This window comes from Halomonas sp. SIMBA_159 (assembly GCF_046536035.1).
Classification (GTDB): Bacteria; Pseudomonadota; Gammaproteobacteria; order Pseudomonadales; family Halomonadaceae; genus Vreelandella; species Vreelandella venusta_A.
Window position 1 is genome coordinate 89,436 of sequence record NZ_JAWJBT010000003.1, and the last position, 18,574, is coordinate 108,009.

General features: G+C 57.5%; 21 protein-coding genes. 5 read left to right on the top strand and 16 right to left on the bottom strand.

What is annotated here, in order from left to right; translation table 11 throughout:
* Positions 1–68: 68 nt before the first annotated feature.
* The 3 genes from R0J87_RS02740 to fabV form a co-directional block, all read right to left on the bottom strand.
* Positions 69–1,043 (bottom strand): GlxA family transcriptional regulator, encoded by a 975-nt coding sequence (locus R0J87_RS02740; RefSeq protein ID WP_404342915.1) that lies wholly within the window; start codon positions 1,041–1,043, stop codon positions 69–71.
* A 195-nt stretch (positions 1,044–1,238) separates the two neighbouring features.
* On the bottom strand, positions 1,239–1,454 hold the full coding sequence (locus R0J87_RS02745; RefSeq protein ID WP_498884221.1) for a hypothetical protein: 216 nt from the start codon (positions 1,452–1,454) through the stop codon (positions 1,239–1,241).
* Between the two features lie 67 nt (positions 1,455–1,521).
* Positions 1,522–2,727 (bottom strand): enoyl-ACP reductase FabV, encoded by a 1,206-nt coding sequence (gene fabV / locus R0J87_RS02750; protein WP_498884222.1) that lies wholly within the window; start codon positions 2,725–2,727, stop codon positions 1,522–1,524.
* A 159-nt stretch (positions 2,728–2,886) separates the two neighbouring features.
* Here fabV and R0J87_RS02755 point away from each other — a divergent pair, with 159 nt between their 5' ends.
* Positions 2,887–3,270, top strand: coding sequence for a DUF7079 family protein (locus R0J87_RS02755; protein ID WP_404342921.1), 384 nt, complete (start codon positions 2,887–2,889; stop codon positions 3,268–3,270).
* Between the two features lie 12 nt (positions 3,271–3,282).
* Here R0J87_RS02755 and R0J87_RS02760 read toward each other — a convergent pair whose 3' ends face one another.
* Together R0J87_RS02760 and R0J87_RS02765 are read right to left on the bottom strand one after the other, a co-directional pair.
* On the bottom strand, positions 3,283–3,768 hold the full coding sequence (locus R0J87_RS02760; protein WP_404342923.1) for a glutathione peroxidase: 486 nt from the start codon (positions 3,766–3,768) through the stop codon (positions 3,283–3,285).
* A gap of 75 nt (positions 3,769–3,843) precedes the next feature.
* Positions 3,844–4,461: a LysE family translocator gene (locus tag R0J87_RS02765; RefSeq protein ID WP_404463607.1), complete on the bottom strand. Its 618-nt coding sequence runs from the start codon at positions 4,459–4,461 to the stop codon at positions 3,844–3,846.
* A gap of 233 nt (positions 4,462–4,694) precedes the next feature.
* Between R0J87_RS02765 and R0J87_RS02770 the strand changes: the two genes are divergently transcribed.
* Positions 4,695–5,426, top strand: a complete 732-nt coding sequence (locus R0J87_RS02770) for a YebC/PmpR family DNA-binding transcriptional regulator (protein ID WP_404342927.1) — start codon at positions 4,695–4,697, stop codon at positions 5,424–5,426.
* A 4-nt stretch (positions 5,427–5,430) separates the two neighbouring features.
* Here the strand turns inward: R0J87_RS02770 and R0J87_RS02775 are convergent, their stop codons facing one another.
* Genes R0J87_RS02775 through R0J87_RS02785 form a run of 3 tightly spaced genes read right to left on the bottom strand, consistent with a single transcriptional unit; the run spans position 5,431 to position 8,212 of the window.
* Positions 5,431–6,189, bottom strand: a complete 759-nt coding sequence (locus R0J87_RS02775) for a DUF429 domain-containing protein (RefSeq protein WP_498884224.1) — start codon at positions 6,187–6,189, stop codon at positions 5,431–5,433.
* Positions 6,189–7,016, bottom strand: coding sequence for a mechanosensitive ion channel family protein (locus tag R0J87_RS02780; RefSeq protein ID WP_498884226.1), 828 nt, complete (start codon positions 7,014–7,016; stop codon positions 6,189–6,191). The genes R0J87_RS02775 and R0J87_RS02780 overlap by 1 nt, the downstream gene beginning before the upstream one ends.
* An 8-nt stretch (positions 7,017–7,024) precedes the next feature.
* Positions 7,025–8,212: a hypothetical protein gene (locus R0J87_RS02785; protein WP_498884228.1), complete on the bottom strand. Its 1,188-nt coding sequence runs from the start codon at positions 8,210–8,212 to the stop codon at positions 7,025–7,027.
* Positions 8,213–8,349: 137 nt separating this feature from the next.
* On the opposite strand from R0J87_RS02785, the gene R0J87_RS02790 reads away from it, so the two are divergent.
* Positions 8,350–8,616 (top strand): hypothetical protein, encoded by a 267-nt coding sequence (locus R0J87_RS02790; protein ID WP_404463613.1) that lies wholly within the window; start codon positions 8,350–8,352, stop codon positions 8,614–8,616.
* Between the two features lie 87 nt (positions 8,617–8,703).
* On the opposite strand, the gene R0J87_RS02795 is transcribed toward R0J87_RS02790, so the two are convergent.
* The 6 genes from R0J87_RS02795 to ybaK all read right to left on the bottom strand — a co-directional run bounded on the left by R0J87_RS02795 (position 8,704) and on the right by ybaK (position 15,803).
* Positions 8,704–9,711 (bottom strand): zinc-dependent alcohol dehydrogenase family protein, encoded by a 1,008-nt coding sequence (locus R0J87_RS02795; protein ID WP_498884230.1) that lies wholly within the window; start codon positions 9,709–9,711, stop codon positions 8,704–8,706.
* 44 nt (positions 9,712–9,755) lie between these two features.
* The gene (locus tag R0J87_RS02800; RefSeq protein ID WP_498884232.1) at positions 9,756–11,648 is read right to left on the bottom strand and encodes an ABC transporter ATP-binding protein; all 1,893 of its coding nucleotides are present in this window, start codon (positions 11,646–11,648) and stop codon (positions 9,756–9,758) included.
* Between the two features lie 67 nt (positions 11,649–11,715).
* Entirely contained in the window at positions 11,716–12,759 is a 1,044-nt protein-coding gene (locus tag R0J87_RS02805) for an AbrB family transcriptional regulator (RefSeq protein ID WP_498884233.1), read from the bottom strand.
* A gap of 98 nt (positions 12,760–12,857) precedes the next feature.
* A complete protein-coding gene (locus tag R0J87_RS02810; RefSeq protein ID WP_404342943.1) occupies positions 12,858–13,715 on the bottom strand; it encodes a PA4780 family RIO1-like protein kinase in 858 nt (285 codons plus the stop codon).
* A gap of 111 nt (positions 13,716–13,826) precedes the next feature.
* Complete coding sequence (gene dbpA / locus R0J87_RS02815; protein WP_498884234.1) at positions 13,827–15,224, bottom strand: ATP-dependent RNA helicase DbpA; 1,398 nt, start codon at positions 15,222–15,224, stop codon at positions 13,827–13,829.
* 111 nt (positions 15,225–15,335) lie between these two features.
* Complete coding sequence (gene ybaK / locus R0J87_RS02820; protein ID WP_404342947.1) at positions 15,336–15,803, bottom strand: Cys-tRNA(Pro) deacylase; 468 nt, start codon at positions 15,801–15,803, stop codon at positions 15,336–15,338.
* A 107-nt stretch (positions 15,804–15,910) separates the two neighbouring features.
* Between ybaK and R0J87_RS02825 the strand changes: the two genes are divergently transcribed.
* Entirely contained in the window at positions 15,911–16,099 is a 189-nt protein-coding gene (locus R0J87_RS02825) for a DUF3008 family protein (RefSeq protein ID WP_498884235.1), read from the top strand.
* Positions 16,100–16,156: 57 nt separating this feature from the next.
* On the opposite strand, the gene R0J87_RS02830 is transcribed toward R0J87_RS02825, so the two are convergent.
* Together R0J87_RS02830 and R0J87_RS02835 are read right to left on the bottom strand one after the other, a co-directional pair.
* Positions 16,157–16,426, bottom strand: a complete 270-nt coding sequence (locus tag R0J87_RS02830) for a hypothetical protein (RefSeq protein WP_404375470.1) — start codon at positions 16,424–16,426, stop codon at positions 16,157–16,159.
* Between the two features lie 104 nt (positions 16,427–16,530).
* Complete coding sequence (locus tag R0J87_RS02835) at positions 16,531–17,394, bottom strand: cation diffusion facilitator family transporter (protein WP_404463626.1); 864 nt, start codon at positions 17,392–17,394, stop codon at positions 16,531–16,533.
* Positions 17,395–17,514: 120 nt separating this feature from the next.
* Between R0J87_RS02835 and R0J87_RS02840 the strand changes: the two genes are divergently transcribed.
* Positions 17,515–18,384 carry a LysR family transcriptional regulator gene (locus R0J87_RS02840; RefSeq protein WP_498884238.1) on the top strand — a complete coding sequence of 290 codons (870 nt, stop codon included), beginning with the start codon at positions 17,515–17,517 and terminating at the stop codon, positions 18,382–18,384.
* Positions 18,385–18,574 lie beyond the last annotated feature (190 nt).

An 18,574-nucleotide genomic window follows, 5' to 3' on the forward strand; every position in this document is an offset into this window, starting at 1 on the left:
ATCAGTATACGGGGGGCGATGGACGCCCTGCTTTCAGTATTGGGACGGTAAATTATGAAAAGCTGCGCTTAACCTAGCCGCTCTTCTCGCGGGGTAATACCAAAGTGGTTGCGGTAAGCGGTGGAAAAATGCGCGCCAGAGGAGAATCCCGTCATCAGGGCAATATCACCCACCGGGCGGTCGCTCTCTCTTAGCTGCTTTCGGGCATCTTGCAGGCGTAAATCTAAGTAGTAGCGGCTGGGCACCGCCTGCAAGTACTTCTTAAATAAGCGCTCTAGCTGACGCCGGGAAATCCCTAAATGCTCGGCCAGTTCCAGCGTTGAGAGCGGCTCTTCAATATTGGCTTCCATAAGAGTGACCGCATCTACCAGGCTTTGGGGCGCGTGGCCCAAACGGTTGCGCAGCGGCACGTGCTGGCGCTCATCGGCCAGGCGAATACGGTCGCAAACGAACTGTTCAGAGACCTGCTCGGCCAGGCGCGGGCCGTGATGCTTGCCAATCAGCGTGAGCATCATATCCATGGCGGCGGTGCCGCCCGCGCAGGTCAGGCGGTCGCGATCAATCTCGAAGAGCTGCTGGGAGAGCGTGACCTGGGGGTAGGCTTGGGCAAACGCATCGAAGCGCTGCCAAGGCAAGGTAGCGCGGTAGCCTTCCAGCAAACCACAGCGGGCCAGTACCTCGGTGCCACCGGCCAAACCGCCAAAGGCCACGCCTCGGCCCTGGTGGCTACGCAGCCATTCGTTGAGCTTTGCGGGCAGTGCGTACGGCAGCGGCGTGGGCGCGCACACCAGCAACAAATCCAGCGGGCCAAGGGGCTCACCCAACGCGTGCTGCGCGATAAGCGATAGCTGCGCGCCGCTGCGCACGGGTTCTTCATCCAGGCTGAGGGTCACGGTGTGATACAGCATCTGGCCGCTCAGCTGGTTGGCCATGTGCAGCGGCTCAATGGCGCTGGCGTGGGCCAACAGCGAAAACCCCGGCAGCAGCACAAACGCCACCCGGCGGCGATTGCTAGGGGGTGGCGTTAACGTACTGGAATGCATGTGGATTCGCTGTGCTGCCTATTGCGCTGCATGAAAACCGCCGCTGGTTGACTGGATAAGGCGTTCTATTTAAACGCTATCTTACTCAATTGCGCGATTGAAGGCAGCGCCATGACCACGCAAACAAAAACAGGACGCATAAATGCAAATTGCCGAGCCTAGGCCCGGCAATAAGAACAACAGCAAACGCCCATTTTAGCCGCCGCTATTGCCTAGCCCCAACATGACAATACCAGCGACGATAATGCCCATAATCACAATGACTAACGGCAGTATTCTATGCAGCCCGTTGGCAGATTTTTGTGCTTCAGGCTGCAGTTGAGGCTGCGAGGTCTCGAAATCCTCAGGTATGCGCTCGCTCATCACGTGCTCTTTCTCTTCTTCCGGGGTTTTGCTTTCTCGGGTATCCATATAGCACCTCATCCGGTCCGGTCGATGATCAACAGCGCGGCGGCAAGCGTTACCCGTCGCGCGTGCCTTATAGCGTCACGACATCGAATTCCACGTTCGGGTTCACATCGGCGTCGTAATCCACATCGTTACGCTCGAAGCCAAACAGCTTCAAAAACTCATGCTTGTAACCAGCATAGTCGGTAATGTCGAAGAGGTTGTCCGTCGTGACTTCCGGCCACAGGTCTTGGCAGGCTTTTTGAACGTCGTCGCGCAGTTCCCAGTCGTCCAGGCGCAGGCGACCCTGATCGTCGGTCTCCATCTCGCCGGGCTCACCGGAGTAGAGGCGCTCGCCGAACAGGCGGTTCAACTGATCGATAGTGCCTTCGTGCAGGCCCTGCTCTTTCATGATGCGGTAGACCATGGCGATATACAGCGGCATGACCGGGATCGCGGCGCTAGCCTGGGTCACCACGGACTTCAGCACGGCCACGTTGGCACCGCCGCCGCTCTCTTTCAGCTTGGTATCGATGGCTGCCGCCGCACGGTCGAGGTCTTCTTTGGCCTTACCCAGGGCACCGTGCCAATAGATCGGCCAGGTAATTTCGGTGCCGATGTAGCTAAACGCCACGCTGCGTGCACCTTTGGCCAGCACGCCCGCGTCATCCAGCGCGCTCATCCACAGTTCCCAATCTTCGCCGCCCATCACGGTGATGGTGTCGTCGATCTCTTGCTGAGTGGCCGGTTCCACTTCGGCTTCGATGATGGCGTCTTTATTGGTATCGATCGCCGTGGCGCGGTAGGTTTCGCCAATCGGCTTCAAGCTGGAGCGCTTGACTTCACCGGTATCCGGCAGCTTACGCACAGGAGACGCCAGGGAGTAGACCACAAGATCAATCTCGCCCATGTCCTGCTTGATCAGCTCGATGGCTTTTTCCCGCGCTTCGTGGGAGAACGCATCGCCATTGATAGATTTGCTGTACAGGCCTTCTTGCTTGGCAAATTTGTCGAAAGCAGCGCTGTTGTACCAGCCCGCCGTACCGGTTTTCTTCTCGCTGCTGGGCTTCTCAAAAAAGACACCCAGGGTGTCCGCGCCATAACCAAAGGCGGCGGTAATACGCGCCGCTAATCCGTAACCGCTAGAGGCGCCGATCACCAGTACTTTCTTCGGGCCCTGGCTTTTATCCAAACCACGGGCGCGGGTCGCTTCGATCTGCTCCAGAACGTTTTGCTCGCAGCCTTTCGGATGGGTGGTGGTGCAGATAAAGCCACGCACTTTCGGTTTAATGATCACATTGGACCCCTTTTCAGATGATTATCGCGTTCGGCACGGCAGTGCCGAGTTACCAATGGGGGTATTCTAGCGGTCTCGACGCGCCCTGTCCGCTCTTGAGCTTCTTCGCCATTCGCGGCAGGATAGCGGCCTGCCTACCACTTGCCGACGAGACCTTTGATGAATGCACAGCAGCTAGTCGATGAGCGAGGCGATCTGTGGCTCGCACTCGCCCCCCTCTGGCTTGACCGCGAACCCAGCGAGCGCGACTACGCCCATATGATTGAGGTGATTGAGCAGCACAAGATGTCGCTCAAAGAGCTTGAGTGGATGCTGCGCCTGGAGCTGGCACCGGTGATGTCTCGCCACCAGCTATCGGTGGCCAGTGAGTGGCGCAAGTTTGATGACTACAAGCTGATGAAGCAGTTGGTCACCCACAACCTGAAACTAACAGGCTGGCGGCGTAAAAGTTGGGCGCTGTTTTCTGGCCTGACGACCATGATGGTTCGCCATCGCTGGGAAGCACTCATGCAACGCCTGATGGTTGCACGCGGAAACGTATAGTCGCTAGCGGCATTACTCTTTATCTAGCGCAGCCTCAAGGGCTAGGCGCAGCGTCAGCCCATGATCTTTGGGGCCAAAACGGGCAATCACCTTGCCATCTCGGCCCACCAGAAACTTGGTGAAATTCCACTTCACCGCTTTGGTGCCTAACACGCCGGGGGCTTGTTGCTTGAGCTGTACAAACAGCGGATGCGCGTCAGCACCGTTGACCTTGACCTTCTCCATCAGCGGAAAGTGCACGCCAAACTGCTGCTCGCCAAACGCGCAGAATGCCTCAGCGCTTTCAGGCGATTGGCGTCCAAACTGGTTACAGGGGAAGCCCAGCACGGTAAAGCCGCGATCCCGGTAGCGCTGATAAAGGCCCTCCAGTTCTTTTAACTGCGGGGTAAAGCCGCACTGGCTGGCTACATTAACCACCAAGAGTACCTGTCCGCGCAGGGCGCGCAGATTAAAAGGCTTACCTTGGTGGGTATAACAATCCTGCTCGTAAATCGTCATCGCCAGGCCTCAACATGCCTTGATCAGCACACACCCTACCTTGCCATGACAGCCGTAATGGCACCAGAGCGGAGATTAAATGATTGGCCCCGCCACTACTCGCAACGCCAGGGCGATCAACAGCACGCCGGTGATGCGGTTAATCCAGTGGGCGTGACGCTGCAGCCACGGCAGTACCCGAGAGTGAGAGAGCCCCACCGCTACCAGCACGTACCAGCCTCCATCAATCATAATAGCCGTGGCGACGATAATCGCCTTCGCAAGCAGGCTCATTTCTGGCGTCACAAACTGGCTTAATAGCGCGACAAAAAAGATGATGAGCTTAGGATTGCCCAACGCTACCAGCACGGCCTCTTTGGCCGCTTGACGCGGCGTGGTGGCCACCGCGCCCGGTGAGAACGCTCCCCCACGCCCTGCCCGTAGCGCCTTAATACCTAGCCACGCCAAATAAGCCGCACCACACCACGTAATCACTTGAAATAACGCGGGGAAATTGGCCATCACTGCGCCCAACCCCAGCACGGTTAACAGCGCGTAAAACCCTACCCCCAACGCATGAAAAATAGCGGCCGTGATGCCCGGCACGCGGCCACCGCCTAACGTATGGCGAAGTACCAGCGCTAAGCTTGGCCCAGGCGACATAGCGCCCATCGCGCAGATAGCAGCCAGCGAAAGCCAGAGTGTTAACGGCATCTTCTCCTCCCTGAAAGGTATTGTTATCAGTGGGCCAGTATACGCCAAGGGTGGGCTTGCCAGTGGCCAATGATTGGGCGGCCGGGGGCAGCTTCTCTACTCAGCGCCGCTGAAACCGCGAAGACGCTTAAATAACGCTGTTAGCATGGTACGCTGTTGGGTAAAATTTTCCCTTTTTTGAACACGATGACGCCTGCCAAGCAGGCGGTTCATGGCTGATAAAGGACTTCGATATGGGTAGGGCGTTTCAAAACCGTAAGGAATCCATGGCCAAAACGGCCGCTGCGAAAACCAAGGTTTACAGCAAATACGGACGCGAAATTTATGTGTGTGCCAAAGCGGGCGGCACAGACCCTAACGGCAACCTGACGCTGCGCGGCCTGATGGAGCGCGCTAAGAAAGACCAGGTGCCGTCTCACGTCATCGATAAAGCCCTGGATAAAGCCAGCGGCGCAGGCGGCGAAGACTTCTCCCCGGCGCGCTACGAGGGCTTTGGCCCCGGTAATGCCATGGTGATTGTCGACTGCTTGACCGACAACCCCAACCGCACCTTTGGCGATGTGCGCGGCTGCTTTACCAAAACCAAAAGCAAAATCGGTACGCCGGGCAGCGTGAGCCACATGTTCGACCACTGCGCGATTTTCTCCTTTAACGGCAGCGATGAAGAGGCCGTACTGGAAGCACTGATGGAAGCCGACGTAGATGTCACCGACATCGAGCAAGAAGAAGGCCGCATTACGGTCTTTGCTCCCCACACCGACTACGCCAAAGCCAAGCAGGCGCTGCTGGATGCGTTCGGCGAGATCGACTTTGAAGTCGACGAAATTCAGTTTCTGCCGCAAACCACCACGCCAATCGAAGGCGATGATGTGGCCTTGTTTGAAAAATTCCTGGGCATGCTTGAAGAGTTAGACGACGTACAAAACGTCTTCCACAGCGCGGAGCTTCCCGAAGATAACGCTTAAACGACTAGCCGTTTAAGGCATCCTTCGGTACAAAGATCCACCCTTCGGCCGCTGGCATCTCTGCTGGCGGCCAAGCCACGCTCTCTTTTGCATGTTCCAAGCTCCACGCCAGCAGCGCACAGTGCCAAGCATCGTGGATATCCTGCTGCTTCGGCGTTGGCTGATGGAGCATAGCGTGCAGTGTCTCGGGCATGTGCACGCGCTGACGCAGCGCTGCAAACTCGGCCGACCGCTTGGCAGGCGACGGGTAGCCCTCGACTGCACACAGCTCCCCTGCTACTGATTGCCACTGGCCGCAAGCCGTTATGCGCGGCGCAAACCGTGCTAGAAAGTGCATGCCTTTGGTGGCTTGGCTGCCAATCATATCTTTAATCGGCGAAAGCGGCGTGACCCCTCGGGCGAATAGCCAGCGCTCAGTTTCACGGTACAGGTAAGGGTTATCCTGGGAGCGGCCCAATAAATCCACCGCCTCGCCACGGGCAAGTGCCAGAAGCGCCTTAGGGAGCGCCAGCGGCGTATCAATCGCCATCGCCACTCGTTCTTTGCCACTGGACACATATTGGCACAGCGCCAGCAGCCTGTTGATCACATCACGGCTGGAGGTAGCATCATTTAACGTGACGCGCAGGTTTCCCCGCCACGGCGTTCCTATCACATTGAGCGCATCATCCAGTACCACCAGCGCATCGCGGCTGGCAGGGTTGTTGTCGCAGTTCCAGCCGCCCACGTCCCATCCGATATAGAGTGTGGTTGGTGTTGTCATCAGCTAGCGGCACCTCGTGCGTCTAGGGCGGCATCCGGTGGTAGCAGTGCTGGTGTAATGCCAGCAGCGCTCAGCACCGCCTTGCCGCGCACCGTTAAGTCGGTGATGAACAGAAACTGCTGGCGGGGGTCGACGGGGTAAGCGCGAATACGGTAATGCGTGCCCCAGGGCTTCTCCTCTGCCACCACAATAATCGGCTTATCAAACTTTAAGTAAGCACTGGTCAGCGCTACATCGCGTAGCGCTTTGCGCACCCAACCGGCCTCATGCTCTGGATGAAGGTAAAAACTCGCCACGCACTGCAGGCTAGTGCCACCGTTATTGGCGTTATAGATCGCGGAGTCCCACAGTTTTAAATGCGGCACCGCCACCATATCATCATCCGGCGTTTGGACTTCCACGGTCCGCATCCCCACGTGCTTCACTTCGCCGTAAGTGCCTTCAATATTCACCCAGTCGCCGGGCCGGTACGGCAGCTCAACGGCAGACACTACCCCAGCAATCAGGCTGCTGACATAGTCTTTCAACGCAAAGCCAATGGCTAAGCCAATCGCCCCCAGCAGCGTCACCATATTGCGCAGCGATGGCTCAATAATGATCGGTACGGCAATGGCGAGCGCGGCAATCAAAATGATCAGCCGGGTGAGTGGCACCAGGGCAAAGACCCGAAAGCGCACTTGGCCGTGTAGCCGATTCGCCACCCAGTTGAGGCCTCGCTGGCTGACAATAATCAGTAGACTTGTGCTGACCAAGATAAGGCCGAGCGTTATCAACGCTTGGCTATCCATTTCGTTAAACAGCTTGGCGTACTGCCCTTGGTCTTCCATCAGTGCTCCTAGAGCGGGTCAACGAGATAGTTACGCGACTCAAGCAGCTGCCGCACGCTGGCATAGCTAAGCGGCGACACCTGCCAGCGCCCTTGCTGGCTGCTAAGAATGCCGCGCCGCGCCAGGGCAAAGCGTGCATTTAACGCTTCGTGGTCAGAAAAGGGCAGCACATGTTTTAACGCATGATCTTCCAGCCCGCCGTGAATCAGCAGCGTATGCAGCAGTAACGTGGCTAGATCGCCGGTATCTGTGGGTAGTTCGGCTTCAGCCAACGCGTCCAGTAGCCACAGTTCTTGAGTAGTGTCGCTTTGCTCTTTATCGCTAGGTTTATGGCCATGGTTATCGCTGCTGGCCGTATCTTCTGCTGGCTCACGCAGCCGCTCGCGCCAGTAGTGCCAAGCAATCCCTAAGTGCCCTCGGCAGTGTGCCGCCAAACGCTGTAGCTCTTTATAAGCCGCCTTTTGATCACTCCCGCTGGTCAGAATCGATTTGCCCGTGCGGGTACTGTATACCGTCGGACACTCTCCAGCGGACTGGGAAAAATAGTGCGCCAACTGTTCGCCTTCCACTCCTTGAAGGGTAAATACCGGCACGCCTTCCAGCCCCACCGCATGCTGTAAGTAGGCGTAGGCCCAGCTGTCGCAGCCCACCACGCTCTGCCCTAAACGCCCGCTTAACGCGCGTTCAATCAGGTGACGAATACCTTGTAGACCTTGGGTATGGCGTAAAAAATGACGTTCAAGCGCGGGAATTGCCCAGCGTTTCGTCTGAGTAGCGTTGTCCACCCACGCCAAACTTCCCTCCACCAGCTCTTTCAGCGTGGGGGCGGTCAGGCAGTGTATATCCTGCTGCGCAGCCCAATGGCTGACCACCGCACTGTGCCCGCCGTGGGGCGGCGAGATAAACAGCACTAAAGGTGCGTCGTCGTAGGGCTTCAGCGCCTGCTCCAGGCAAGCAGCGGCGGGTCGCCAATCAATTGAGGGCGCCAAATGCGCTAGTTTGATTTCAGGCAGCGCGCGCAGCTCGCTTTCCTGCTTCGCTTGGCGCTCGGAGGCCTCTTTTCCTGTCATCCAGGTGGTCGCTGCTCGCCAGCTACGACGCCACTGGCTCGCTTGAGTGCGCTCTGGCGTTTGAAAGTCGTCTAACGCCACCACGTCCCATGGCGGTAAAGCCGCGTTTGTTGAGCTCTGCGCCATATCCCGCCTCAAATTCGTTAACTATATTAAGGTTAGCATGCCTTATGCTGGTACCTCGGGGCTAGCCGAACTTATCGACTAGAATAAAGTCGTTATACCAAAGCAACTCACCTTTGAGCGATGCGCAGGAGGCAACGATGAGCGTGGTGAATGTCACTATGGCTGAACTACACGAGAAGCTTGCAAAGTGCATTGCTGGCGAACGAGTGCTCGTTGACCATGAAGGTAATCGGTTTAGCGGGCGCATTCAGCATGTTGGGGTCATGGGGGTGAAAATCATTCCCGAAACCGTGATTAAAAACAGTACCAGCGACCCAGGAGATATGGATGGCGTCACGGTGCCTTACGACGACATCTGGGAGTTGGAAGTGAAAGGAGTCGTTTTCAGCCGCCAAGGAGAGTAGCAGCGCTCCCCCGCTTTCCATAAAAAAGCGCGCCTGCTCCTTGGCAGACGCGCCTTGTTAACTCTTATACTCAGCGCTTAACTCTCATTAATACGTCAGGCAGATTTTACCAAAGTGCTTGCCGGACTCTTGATGGCGAAACGCCTCTGCGATCTCATTAAGCTCAAACTCGCGGTCAATCACCGGCTTCATGTTCGTCGCTTCGATAGCACTAATCATGTCCATTTGGTGACGACGACTCCCTACGATCAGCCCCTGTAGCTTGGCCTGTTTGGCCATCAGCTTGGCCGTGGGGATCTCACCTTCACGGCCGGTGAGCACACCAATCAGCGAGATATGCCCACCAATCTTCACTGCATCAATGGATTGCGGCAGCGTGCCTGGGCCACCTACTTCGACCACGTGATCCACACCTTCACCATTGGTGAGTGCTTGCACGGCTTTGCCCCAGTCGGGGGTTTCACGGTAGTTGATGGTGTGCTCCGCGCCTAGCGCGCGCAGGCGTTCCAGCTTCTCATTAGACGAAGAGGTCGCGATCACCCGAGCGCCCATCATCTTGGCAAACTGCAGGGCGAAGATAGACACACCACCGGTGCCGAGTACCAGCACGGTATCGCCGGCCTTCAAGCCGCCATCTACGACCAATGCACGCCAGGCGGTTAGGCCTGCGGTGGTCAGCGTGGCGGATTCGGCATGGCTGTAGCCTTGCGGCTGGCGAGTAAACCACTCAGCCGGGCGAATCACCTGCTCGCGGGCATAGCCATCGACGCCATCGCCGGGGGTGGTGGTGAAGTCGCCTACGCGCGCCGGGCCTTCCAGCCAGTATGGGAAGAAAGTCGAGACGACCGCATCGCCCACGGCAAACTCTTCCACACCTTCGCCAACGGCTTCCACCACGCCCGCACCATCGGACATCGGGATGCGCTTATCGTCGGTGGGAATCATCCCCGCCACGACCGCGTAGTCGTGAAAGTTCAGTGAGCTGGCGTGCAGGCGCACTTTGATCTCGCCGGGGCCTGGCTCCCCTGGGGCTGCCACGTCGACAACGTTCAATTTATCTAAACCGCCGGGTTGTTGAAGCTCAATCGCTTGCATCACTCTCTCCTGTTAACGCGCCCTTGTAGGCGACCGGTCTAGTTTCAAATGGGGGCGTTGTTATCAGGATCAAGGTCGTTGCCTAAAAAGCCGCCCGACTGACGCTGCCATAGGCCTGCGTAGATACCGTTTCGGGCCAGCAATTCCTGATGGGTGCCGCTCTCTACCATGCGCCCTTCATCCACCACAATCAAACGGTCCAGCATGGCAATGGTAGAGAGCCGATGGGCGATGGCAATCACGGTTTTACCCTCCATTAACGCGTCCAGCTGCTCTTGAATCGCCGCTTCGACCTCGGAATCCAGCGCTGAGGTGGCTTCATCCAACACCAGAATCGGCGCGTCTTTGAGCAGCACCCGGGCGATGGCAATACGCTGGCGCTGGCCGCCTGAGAGCTTGACGCCCCGCTCACCCACATGAGCATCCAGGCCACGCCGCCCTTTGGGGTCGACTAGGTCGTTGATGAAGGTATCAGCATGGGCACGACATACCGCCTGCCAGACATCCTCATCGCTAGCGTGCGGGCTGCCGTAGCGGATGTTATCTCGCAGCGAACGGTGCAGCAGTGAGGTGTCTTGGGTCACCATACCGATCTGGTGGCGCAGCGAGGTCTGGGTGACCTCAGCAATGTTTTGTCCGTCGATCAGAATGCGCCCGCCCTGCAGGTCGTAAAAGCGCAGCAACAGGTTCGCCAGGGTCGATTTCCCCGCCCCGGAGCGGCCAATCAGGCCGATCTTTTCACCGGGCTTGATGGTCAGATTCAGCCCATCAAACACATTTTTGCTCTCCCCTTTTGCCTGGGCATACTGGAAGCGCAGCGTATCGAAGACGATCTCGCCGTTGGGCACGGACAGCGCTTTGGCGCTGGGAGCGTCTTTCACCGTTGGCTCCTGGGCGATGGTGTTCATGCCATCCTGCACCGTGCCGATGTTTTCAAACAGCCCGGCCACTTCCCATAAAATCCAGTCGGACATAAAACGGATCCGCATCACCAGCGCAATGGCGATGGCCAGCACGCCCAGAGAGATCGCCTCCATGTACCATGCCGCAATGGCCATGCCTGCCGTGCCGACCAGCAGCAGCGTGTTGAGAAACGTCAGGCAGACGCTCATCACCGTAACCAAGCGCATCTGGCGATGCACCGTCACCATAAAGCCTTCCATAGCATCTTTGGCGTAACGCTCTTCGCGCTGAGTATCGGCAAACAGCTTGATAGTCTGGATATTGCTGTAGCTATCCACCACGCGGCCGGTCATTTGCGCGCGAGCATCCGCCTGGGCCATAGAGACATCCCGCAGGCGCGGCACAAAAAAGCGCATGATGCCTAAATAGCCGATCAGCCAAAGGCCTAGCGGCAGCAGCAGCCACGGATCAGCGCGGCCCAACAGAATGGCCGCCCCGGTAAAATAGACGATGGCGTACACCATCAGATCCATCACTTTCGTGACGGTTTCACGCACCGCCAGCGCGGTTTGCATCACTTTTTGCGATACCCGCCCGGCAAACTCATCTTGATAGAACGCTAGGCTCTGGCTGAGCATATGGCGATGAGAGAGCCAGCGGCCAATCATCGGGTAGTTGCCAAAAATGCTCTGGTGAGTGACCAGCGACTGCACCAGCACCAGTAACGGCAGGCCCACCACCACTAACAAACCAAGGCCCGCCAGCCACAGGCCGTGGTTGGCCCAGAAATCGGCGCGCTCGACGCCACCCAGCCAATCCACCAAATCGCCCATGTAGCTAAAGAACACCACCTCTGCGGCGGATACCACCGCCGTAATCAGCGACATCACTAGCAGCCACGGCCACACCGGGCGCGAAAAGTGCCAGATAAACGGCAACAGCCCTTTGGGCGGTGTGGTGACCTCACCCTCTGGATAGGGATTGACGCGCTCCTCAAAGAAACGGAACAGAGGCGAGAGCAGACGTGACAGCATGGAGAGTCCTTACATGACGCGATAAAAGGGAGTACAGCGTAGGAATGTTTGCGTAATGATCGCGATGTCAGGCGTCAGGATGATGACGCATTAACCAGCGGGCCCAGAAGGGAGCAACAATCATCAGGGTGACCATCCGCAGCAGGTGGTGAAACGCCACAAACACTGGGTCAATGTTGAGCGCGACGGCGAGTATCGCCATTTCACCAATACCGCCGGGGGCTAAAGCGAGCAAGGCAACATCGCGCCCTACCCCCACCGTTTGGTGGATCAATTCGGCAAAAACAGCCAACACGACGAGGGCCAGCAGCGTCGCAATGCCTGACTGCCATAAGTAGCGGCCCAACAGCCGCCGCGTCATGCCTTGAAAGCGCGAACCAATGGCGCTGCCCAGCACCCAGAGCATCAGGTTCATGCCCCAGCTTGGCAGGGCGAGGCTGGCGATATCTAACCCGGAGAGTAGCGCGGTGGCTAACAAGGGAGCGAGCAGCGCGGGGCTTGGCAGGCGCAGCCATTTACCTAGCGGCAGCAACAGCGGAATAGCAAGCAGCAGCCAGCCATCGGTGAGTGCTGACTCTGCCGGGCCCAACGTGCCTTCTCCACCTTCGAATGCCCAGAAAAGCGGCGGTAGAAAAAGGATCACAAGCACGATACGCAGCGACTGGGCAATGGCAATGCGCTGCGGGTCGCCGCCGCATCGTTCACCCAGTAGGATCATCGCGGTCATGGCGCCCGGCGAGGCGCCAAACCAGGCGCTGACAGGGTCGAAGCCGCAGCGGCGATACCAGGCAGACGCCACGGCGGTTGACGCCGCGACCCCCGCCAACAGCAGCATGGCCGAAACGGGCCAGTCGAGCACCCGGTGGGCCAGCTCAGGTGTGACTTGGCTGCCGAGCACCATGCCCATCACCGCGAGAAACACGCTGCGCAGCGATTCAGGCACTTCAACCTTCACGCCTTTGGCAGACACCAGCAGGTTCGCCACCAAGGGGCCAAGCATCCAGGCCAGCGGCAGCCCCGTAATGTGAAACAGCACACCGCCTGCTGCGCCAACACTGAGCGATAAGACAAGCGCTTTGGCTCTCCCTGCACTGAAACGGCTGCCCTTCACACTCCCCTCCGGTGATCTTTCGGCTATGCGATATGGCAGAGTCGTTTCATCCAACTACTTACTCTGCTAAGCGTTGCCTCAGTTTATCACTATTGGGGTTAATCCTCGTCGTCGTCATCACGCATTCGCGCTTGGCGCTCGGCCTCTTCTTCTTTGGCGTCGTCGATGACTTCCATCAGCTCATCCACGTTGGCAATGTGGCTATCAAACTCGAAGTGGCCGGTGAGTTTGCTATCGGGGTGCAGCTCACCCGCTTCATAGAGCGCCCACATCTCCTTGCCGTAGTGGGTGGTGAGTAGCTCAGGCGCAAAGCGGCCAAAATAATCGCGCATATTGTCGACATCGCGCTCCAGCATCGCGGCGGCACTGTTATTACCGGCGGCATCCACCGCTTGGGGCAGGTCAATGATGACCGGGCCATCGGCATCCACTAAGACGTTAAATTCCGATAGGTCACCGTGAATCAGACCCGCACAGAGCATTTTCACCACGTCTTGAATCACTTTGGCGTAATAGCTAAGTGCCTGCTCTTTGGTCAGGGTGACATCGTCTAAACGCGGTGCCACATCGCCTTCAGCGTCGGTGATCATCTCCATCAGCAGCACGCCATCCACAAAGCCGTAAGGCTTTGGCACACGTACATCGGCAGCGGCTAAGCGGTACAACGCATCCACCTCGGCGGTGAGCCACGCCTGCTCCTGCTCTTTCTGGCCGTAGCGGGTTTTCTTGGCCATGGCCCTCGCTCGGCGGCTGTTACGCTCTTTACGCCCTTCCTGGTATTGCACCGCCTGCTTGAAACTGCGCTGTTTGGCTTCCTTGAACACTTTGGCACAGCGTGTGTCGCCGCCGCAGCGCACCACATACACCTGCGCTTCCTTGCCGCTCATCAACTGCATCAGCACCTCATCGATCAGGCCGTCATCGACCAAGGGCTGTAATCGTTTGGGTGTTTTCATAGCTTGCTGCGAAGGCTCCTATCTCATGCCAGACATCTACATGGCGAACGCGCGAGTCGCGAATACGCTGACGACCAAGTGATACACATCAGCATTGTTTTGAATACGTCGTTAATACCGAATGCGGCGCACTCGAAAAGCGCGCCCTTTTAGCTTATCCCGCTCAAGCTTTGCTTGGGCTTTTTGCACCGTTTCTCGCTCTACGGCCACGTAAGCACTGCGCGCGAGAACTTTGATTTTGCCCACCTGATCACCGCGCAAACCGCCTTCACTGGTTAAAGCCCCTAGAATATCGCCGGGGCGGAGCTTGTCCTTTTTGCCGCCGGCTAGTTGCAGGGTCGCCATAGGTGGCTCAAACGGAGCACTATTAGTGGCCTTTGGCAGCGCTTCGGTTGTCAGCGTTTCATTCAGAAGCTCTGCTAGACGCTCCAGGCGGTAACTCTCTTGAGGAGTGACCAGCGTGCAGGCAATACCGCTGGCCCCCGCACGTCCGGTACGCCCAACGCGGTGTACGTGTACCTCTAGCTCGCGGGCTATTTGGTAGTTAAACACAGCGTCTAGCTGAGCGATATCCAGGCCACGGGCGGCAACATCGGTGGCCACCAAAATGGACGCGCTTTGGTTGGCGAACAGCACCAATAGCCGGTCACGATCTTTTTGCTCAAGATCACCGTGGATGGCCACCGCGCTAAAGCCCGCGTCGACCAAGCTATCGGCCACGGCTTGGGTTTCTCGCTTGGTGTTACAAAACACCACGCTGGTGGTGGGCCGTGTCGCGAGCAACAGCTGCTTTAGCGCAGCAAAGCGGGCGTCATCGTTGGCCACATCGTAAAAGTGTTGCTCAATGGTCGTCGCGTCGTGGGTCTCTTCGACTTTAACGCTGACCGGGTCGCGCATGACGCCACGCGTCATGATCGCCAACCCACCTGAGGCTTCCTCATCAGGAAAGGTGGCGCTGAACAGCAGGGTTTGTCGGTCGGCAGGCGTATCGGAAATAATATCGTCAATGGTGGCCTGAAAACCCATATCCAGCATGCGGTCCGCTTCATCCAACACCAGCGTGGAGAGTGAGCCGAGCGTGAGCGAGCCTTTGCGCAGATGTTCATCCACCCGGCCCGGCGTGCCCACCACAATGTGCGCGCCATGTTCCAACGATGCGAGCTGTGGGCCAAAAGGCGCACCACCGCACAGTGTGAGCACTTTCACGTTGGGCATCCCGCGGGCGAGACGGCGCAGCTCTTCCGCCACTTGATCCGCCAGTTCACGGGTGGGGCACAGTACTAGACCCTGTACGCTAAACGCCTCAACGCGTAATTGAGAGAGTAGCGCCAAGCCAAAGGCGGCGGTTTTCCCCGAGCCGGTTTTCGCTTGAGCCATGACATCGCGGCCTGCCAACATAGGCGGCAGGCTCTGCGCCTGTACCGGCGTCATTTCGTGGTAGCCAAGGGAGTCTAGGGTAGTGATTAGCGCAGGTGACAGCGCCAGGGATGCAAACGAGGTGTCGGACACAAAAAATTCCTGAAGGGGCCATTAGACCCAGCAAACCGATAATGTGAAGCACCATACCAGAAAGTGCCATCCCCTGCCTTGCTGGCCTTCGCTTCCTCTCTCGCCTCCCTTCTATGCCGACAGCTCAGCAAAGTGCCCTTGGCTCAAGGTCGCTAAATCGCTTGGCGAGAGTTCAATTTCAAGCCCTCGCCTGCCCGCGCTGATATACAGCGTTGACCACCCCTGTGCCGAGGCATCAATAAAGGTGGGCAAACGCTTTTTCTGACCCAGCGGGCTAACGCCACCCAGTACATAGCCGGTCGTGCGCTCAACAATCTCCGGGGGGGCCATCGCCGCCTTTTTAGCACCTGCGGCTTTGGCAATGTGTTTCAACCCTAACTGGCAGCTTACCGGCACAATGCCGACTGCTAACTGCTTGCCGTCTAGGCTCACCACCAACGTTTTAAACACCTGCTCAGCGGTCACACCCAGCTTTTCAGCCGCCTCTAACCCGTAAGAGGGGGCTGAAGCATCGTGATGATACTCATGGAGTTGAAAGGCAATGCCCGCGTGCCTTGCGCTATTAATCGCTGGTGTCATGGCGTTCTCTTAAGTTAAAAGCGCTAACCCGTCTGGAAACAATACTACCCACTGCTAGGCTTAATAGCGTGAGCACCTAAGGGAAGTCAACTGACAGGAGTCGTTAAATGAAAGCTACCTCCAAAGCCCAGCAAAAAGCCGCTGGCGCGGCCCTTTCCGCCAAGCGTGGCGAGACCAAGCCGAGCGAGCTGTATGACGCCTCGAAAGAGATGTACGACTCGATGAGCGAAGAGGAGTTGGAAGAAATAGCGGGTACCCAGCGTAAGGGCAAACCGCAAAAGAAAGAGGACGATTGAGCGGAGCTGCGCCAGCGGGTTGCGCTGGCGCAGCTTGCGTGAGCCTATTTCAGCCAATTATTGGCAAGGCACCACGCGGCGCAGCGTATCTTTTGCCCACAGCGTTTGGCCATCCGGCGTGCGGCCATGTTCGTTCCAGCGCTCGGTAGTTTCCAGGCAGAACGAACCGGCATTTTCAGTACGCGGGTCGGCATTGGCGGGGCGCTCTCCGCCGATACGCATGACGTCCGGATTTTCAGTGGTGTAGCGTGGGGCAATGGTAGAACTTGCGCAGCCAGCCACCAAAGCGGTGACCAGCAGCACGGGCAAACAGCGGCGCAGTGGCATGTTTTTGCAACCCTCAAAAGTGCAGTGTTAAGCCGACACCAATTGTCGGTAGCGCTGAATATCACCACACCTTCGATAGCGTCAACATTTTTTCGATGAGAACGTTAGGTGACCAGCGTAATACTCGTCACCGGGCGGAGATTGCGCAGCTTACAGTGCTGCTCTACGCTCTCGACAATCTCTTCGGCGTCATCCATCTGCTGCTTATCCAGCTGAATATCGACCATTAAGAAGCTGCCCACCTGGGCTAGGCGCACATCGTCGTCGGCGATATCAAAATCAGCGACTTCTTGCACTACCTCACGACGAACGCTACCCAGTGGCTCGCCAAACATCAGCTCACGCAGCGCCCCTTTCACCATTCGAATGGGCATGGGTAGAAAATAGCCCGCAATCAACAGCACCATGACCGGGTCGGCAAAACGTGCCAAGTGTGCCCAAGGGGAAAGCGTCAGCCCCCAGGTAAGGGCAAAGCCCAGCATGACGGCGGCGCTTAGCCATGTGTCCATTTGCCACTGGCGAAGCTCGGCAGCTAATAGCGATGACCGCGCCACCTTTGCGTAGCGATCAAGCCACCACCAAGTGAGCAAACAGCCGGTCACGTTGACCACGCCAAACATCAGCGCTAGGTCCAGCGTGACTAAACGCCCGCCCTGAGCAAGGCTCCAAAGTGCCGATACCAGCGAAAACAGACAGACCAGCGCGATCACCACGCCTTTGAGCAGCACGGCTAGCGGTTCTACCGTTAGCCGCCCAAAGGGGTAGTGATCATCCGCGGGTTTACGGGCCTGTTGAAGTGCATACAGCGACAGCGATGCCAGCACTAAACTTAATAGCGAATAGCCACTATCGAAGAGTATCGTAATTGAGCCACTAGCAAGGCCTAGGGCAAGCCCGGTAAAGGCAAATAGGCTGGCAGAAATGGCGGAAAATCTAAGCGCTCGGCGCTCGGCGACAAAGGGGGTCACGCGGGTTGCTCCAATAAGAGGATGGTAAACGCAGGCCATCATAGTGAGTACACTAGCACTTCACCAATCGCTCAGCGCCAACTATATTGGCGCTCAAAGAGTCTTCACAAGGTGGTTTTCATGCGCGCAGAACAGGTGCAGGCGTTTATTGATGTCACAGAACACGGCTCGTTTGCCGCTGCTGCACGGCATACAGGAATCAAGCGCAGCACGCTAAGCGCCGCCGTCAATGCGCTGGAAGATAGCCTGGGCGTGGCGCTGTTTGAGCGCTCGGGCAATAGCCTGCAGCTAACGGCGGTGGGGGAAAGCGTACTCCCCGACTGCTACCGCCTGCTAACCAGCGCCAGCCGTATTAATAAACATTGCCAGCAGCACTTACAGGGGGTTGAGAGCCAGCTCTGCATCGCTCGAGACGATGCTCTGCCCGAAGCGTTTTGGCGGCAGGTTATGCACGACTTAAAGCAGCGTTATCCGCTGACGGCTATTTCGGTGTACCTGCTGCCACCCCAGGAGCACGCCCAGTTTGTGCTGCGTCAAACCGTGGATATTGCCTTTGGGCTTTATACCGCCGAAGGCGCTGCGGTGAACGCCAGTAACCTTGCCCCCGTGAGCATGAGCCTGGTGGCCGCTCCTGATCATCCGCTTAGCCGCCTGCCCAATGTCACTAAGGATGATCTGGCCCAATATACCCAGGTATGCCTGACCTTCGATCAGGGCGACAAACTTGTGAGCGAGGCGCTGTTCTCGACCAACTACTTGGGCCTGACCATGTTTGAGGTGATTCGCGATGCGGTAATCAACGGTACGGGGTGGGCGCTACTGCCCTATCCACTGGTGAAAGACGCCTTAACCACTCACACGCTGTGTGCACTCAACCACGACCTGCTGCTTGAAAGCCACTATTACCGCTACGTTGAAGGTGAGAGCCTGGGCGTAGTGGCCACTGTATTACTAACAAACGTCACGCGCTTTTTAGGCACCACTCGCTAGTACACCTTGTCCCCTCATTAGCAACGTTGAAATTAAGAGGTGGCGAAAATCACGAATGCATCCCACGCTGTTAGAAATCCCCAAACGTGACATCAGGAACCCAGAAATCAACGGACAGAAAACAACGAAGAAGGAGCATTAAGGACACGCTAGAGAACCGACACAGGCAAGTGTCATCTAAGCGTAAAGT

Bases quoted from the DNA above. Each gene is read 5' to 3' on its own strand.
- R0J87_RS02775 (WP_498884224.1), bottom strand. From the start codon at position 6,189: ATGACAACACCAACCACACTCTATATCGGATGGGACGTGGGCGGCTGG.
- R0J87_RS02840 (WP_498884238.1), top strand. From the start codon at position 17,515: ATGCGCGCAGAACAGGTGCAGGCGTTTATTGATGTCACAGAACACGGC.
- R0J87_RS02755 (WP_404342921.1), top strand. From the start codon at position 2,887: ATGAATGCACAGCAGCTAGTCGATGAGCGAGGCGATCTGTGGCTCGCA.
- R0J87_RS02740 (WP_404342915.1), bottom strand. From the start codon at position 1,043: ATGCATTCCAGTACGTTAACGCCACCCCCTAGCAATCGCCGCCGGGTG.
- R0J87_RS02770 (WP_404342927.1), top strand. From the start codon at position 4,695: ATGGGTAGGGCGTTTCAAAACCGTAAGGAATCCATGGCCAAAACGGCC.
- R0J87_RS02795 (WP_498884230.1), bottom strand. From the start codon at position 9,711: ATGCAAGCGATTGAGCTTCAACAACCCGGCGGTTTAGATAAATTGAAC.
- ybaK (WP_404342947.1), bottom strand. From the start codon at position 15,803: ATGACACCAGCGATTAATAGCGCAAGGCACGCGGGCATTGCCTTTCAA.
- R0J87_RS02780 (WP_498884226.1), bottom strand. From the start codon at position 7,016: ATGGAAGACCAAGGGCAGTACGCCAAGCTGTTTAACGAAATGGATAGC.
- R0J87_RS02785 (WP_498884228.1), bottom strand. From the start codon at position 8,212: ATGGCGCAGAGCTCAACAAACGCGGCTTTACCGCCATGGGACGTGGTG.
- R0J87_RS02790 (WP_404463613.1), top strand. From the start codon at position 8,350: ATGAGCGTGGTGAATGTCACTATGGCTGAACTACACGAGAAGCTTGCA.
- R0J87_RS02760 (WP_404342923.1), bottom strand. From the start codon at position 3,768: ATGACGATTTACGAGCAGGATTGTTATACCCACCAAGGTAAGCCTTTT.
- R0J87_RS02830 (WP_404375470.1), bottom strand. From the start codon at position 16,426: ATGCCACTGCGCCGCTGTTTGCCCGTGCTGCTGGTCACCGCTTTGGTG.
- R0J87_RS02800 (WP_498884232.1), bottom strand. From the start codon at position 11,648: ATGCTGTCACGTCTGCTCTCGCCTCTGTTCCGTTTCTTTGAGGAGCGC.
- R0J87_RS02745 (WP_498884221.1), bottom strand. From the start codon at position 1,454: ATGGATACCCGAGAAAGCAAAACCCCGGAAGAAGAGAAAGAGCACGTG.
- R0J87_RS02825 (WP_498884235.1), top strand. From the start codon at position 15,911: ATGAAAGCTACCTCCAAAGCCCAGCAAAAAGCCGCTGGCGCGGCCCTT.
- R0J87_RS02810 (WP_404342943.1), bottom strand. From the start codon at position 13,715: ATGAAAACACCCAAACGATTACAGCCCTTGGTCGATGACGGCCTGATC.
- R0J87_RS02765 (WP_404463607.1), bottom strand. From the start codon at position 4,461: ATGCCGTTAACACTCTGGCTTTCGCTGGCTGCTATCTGCGCGATGGGC.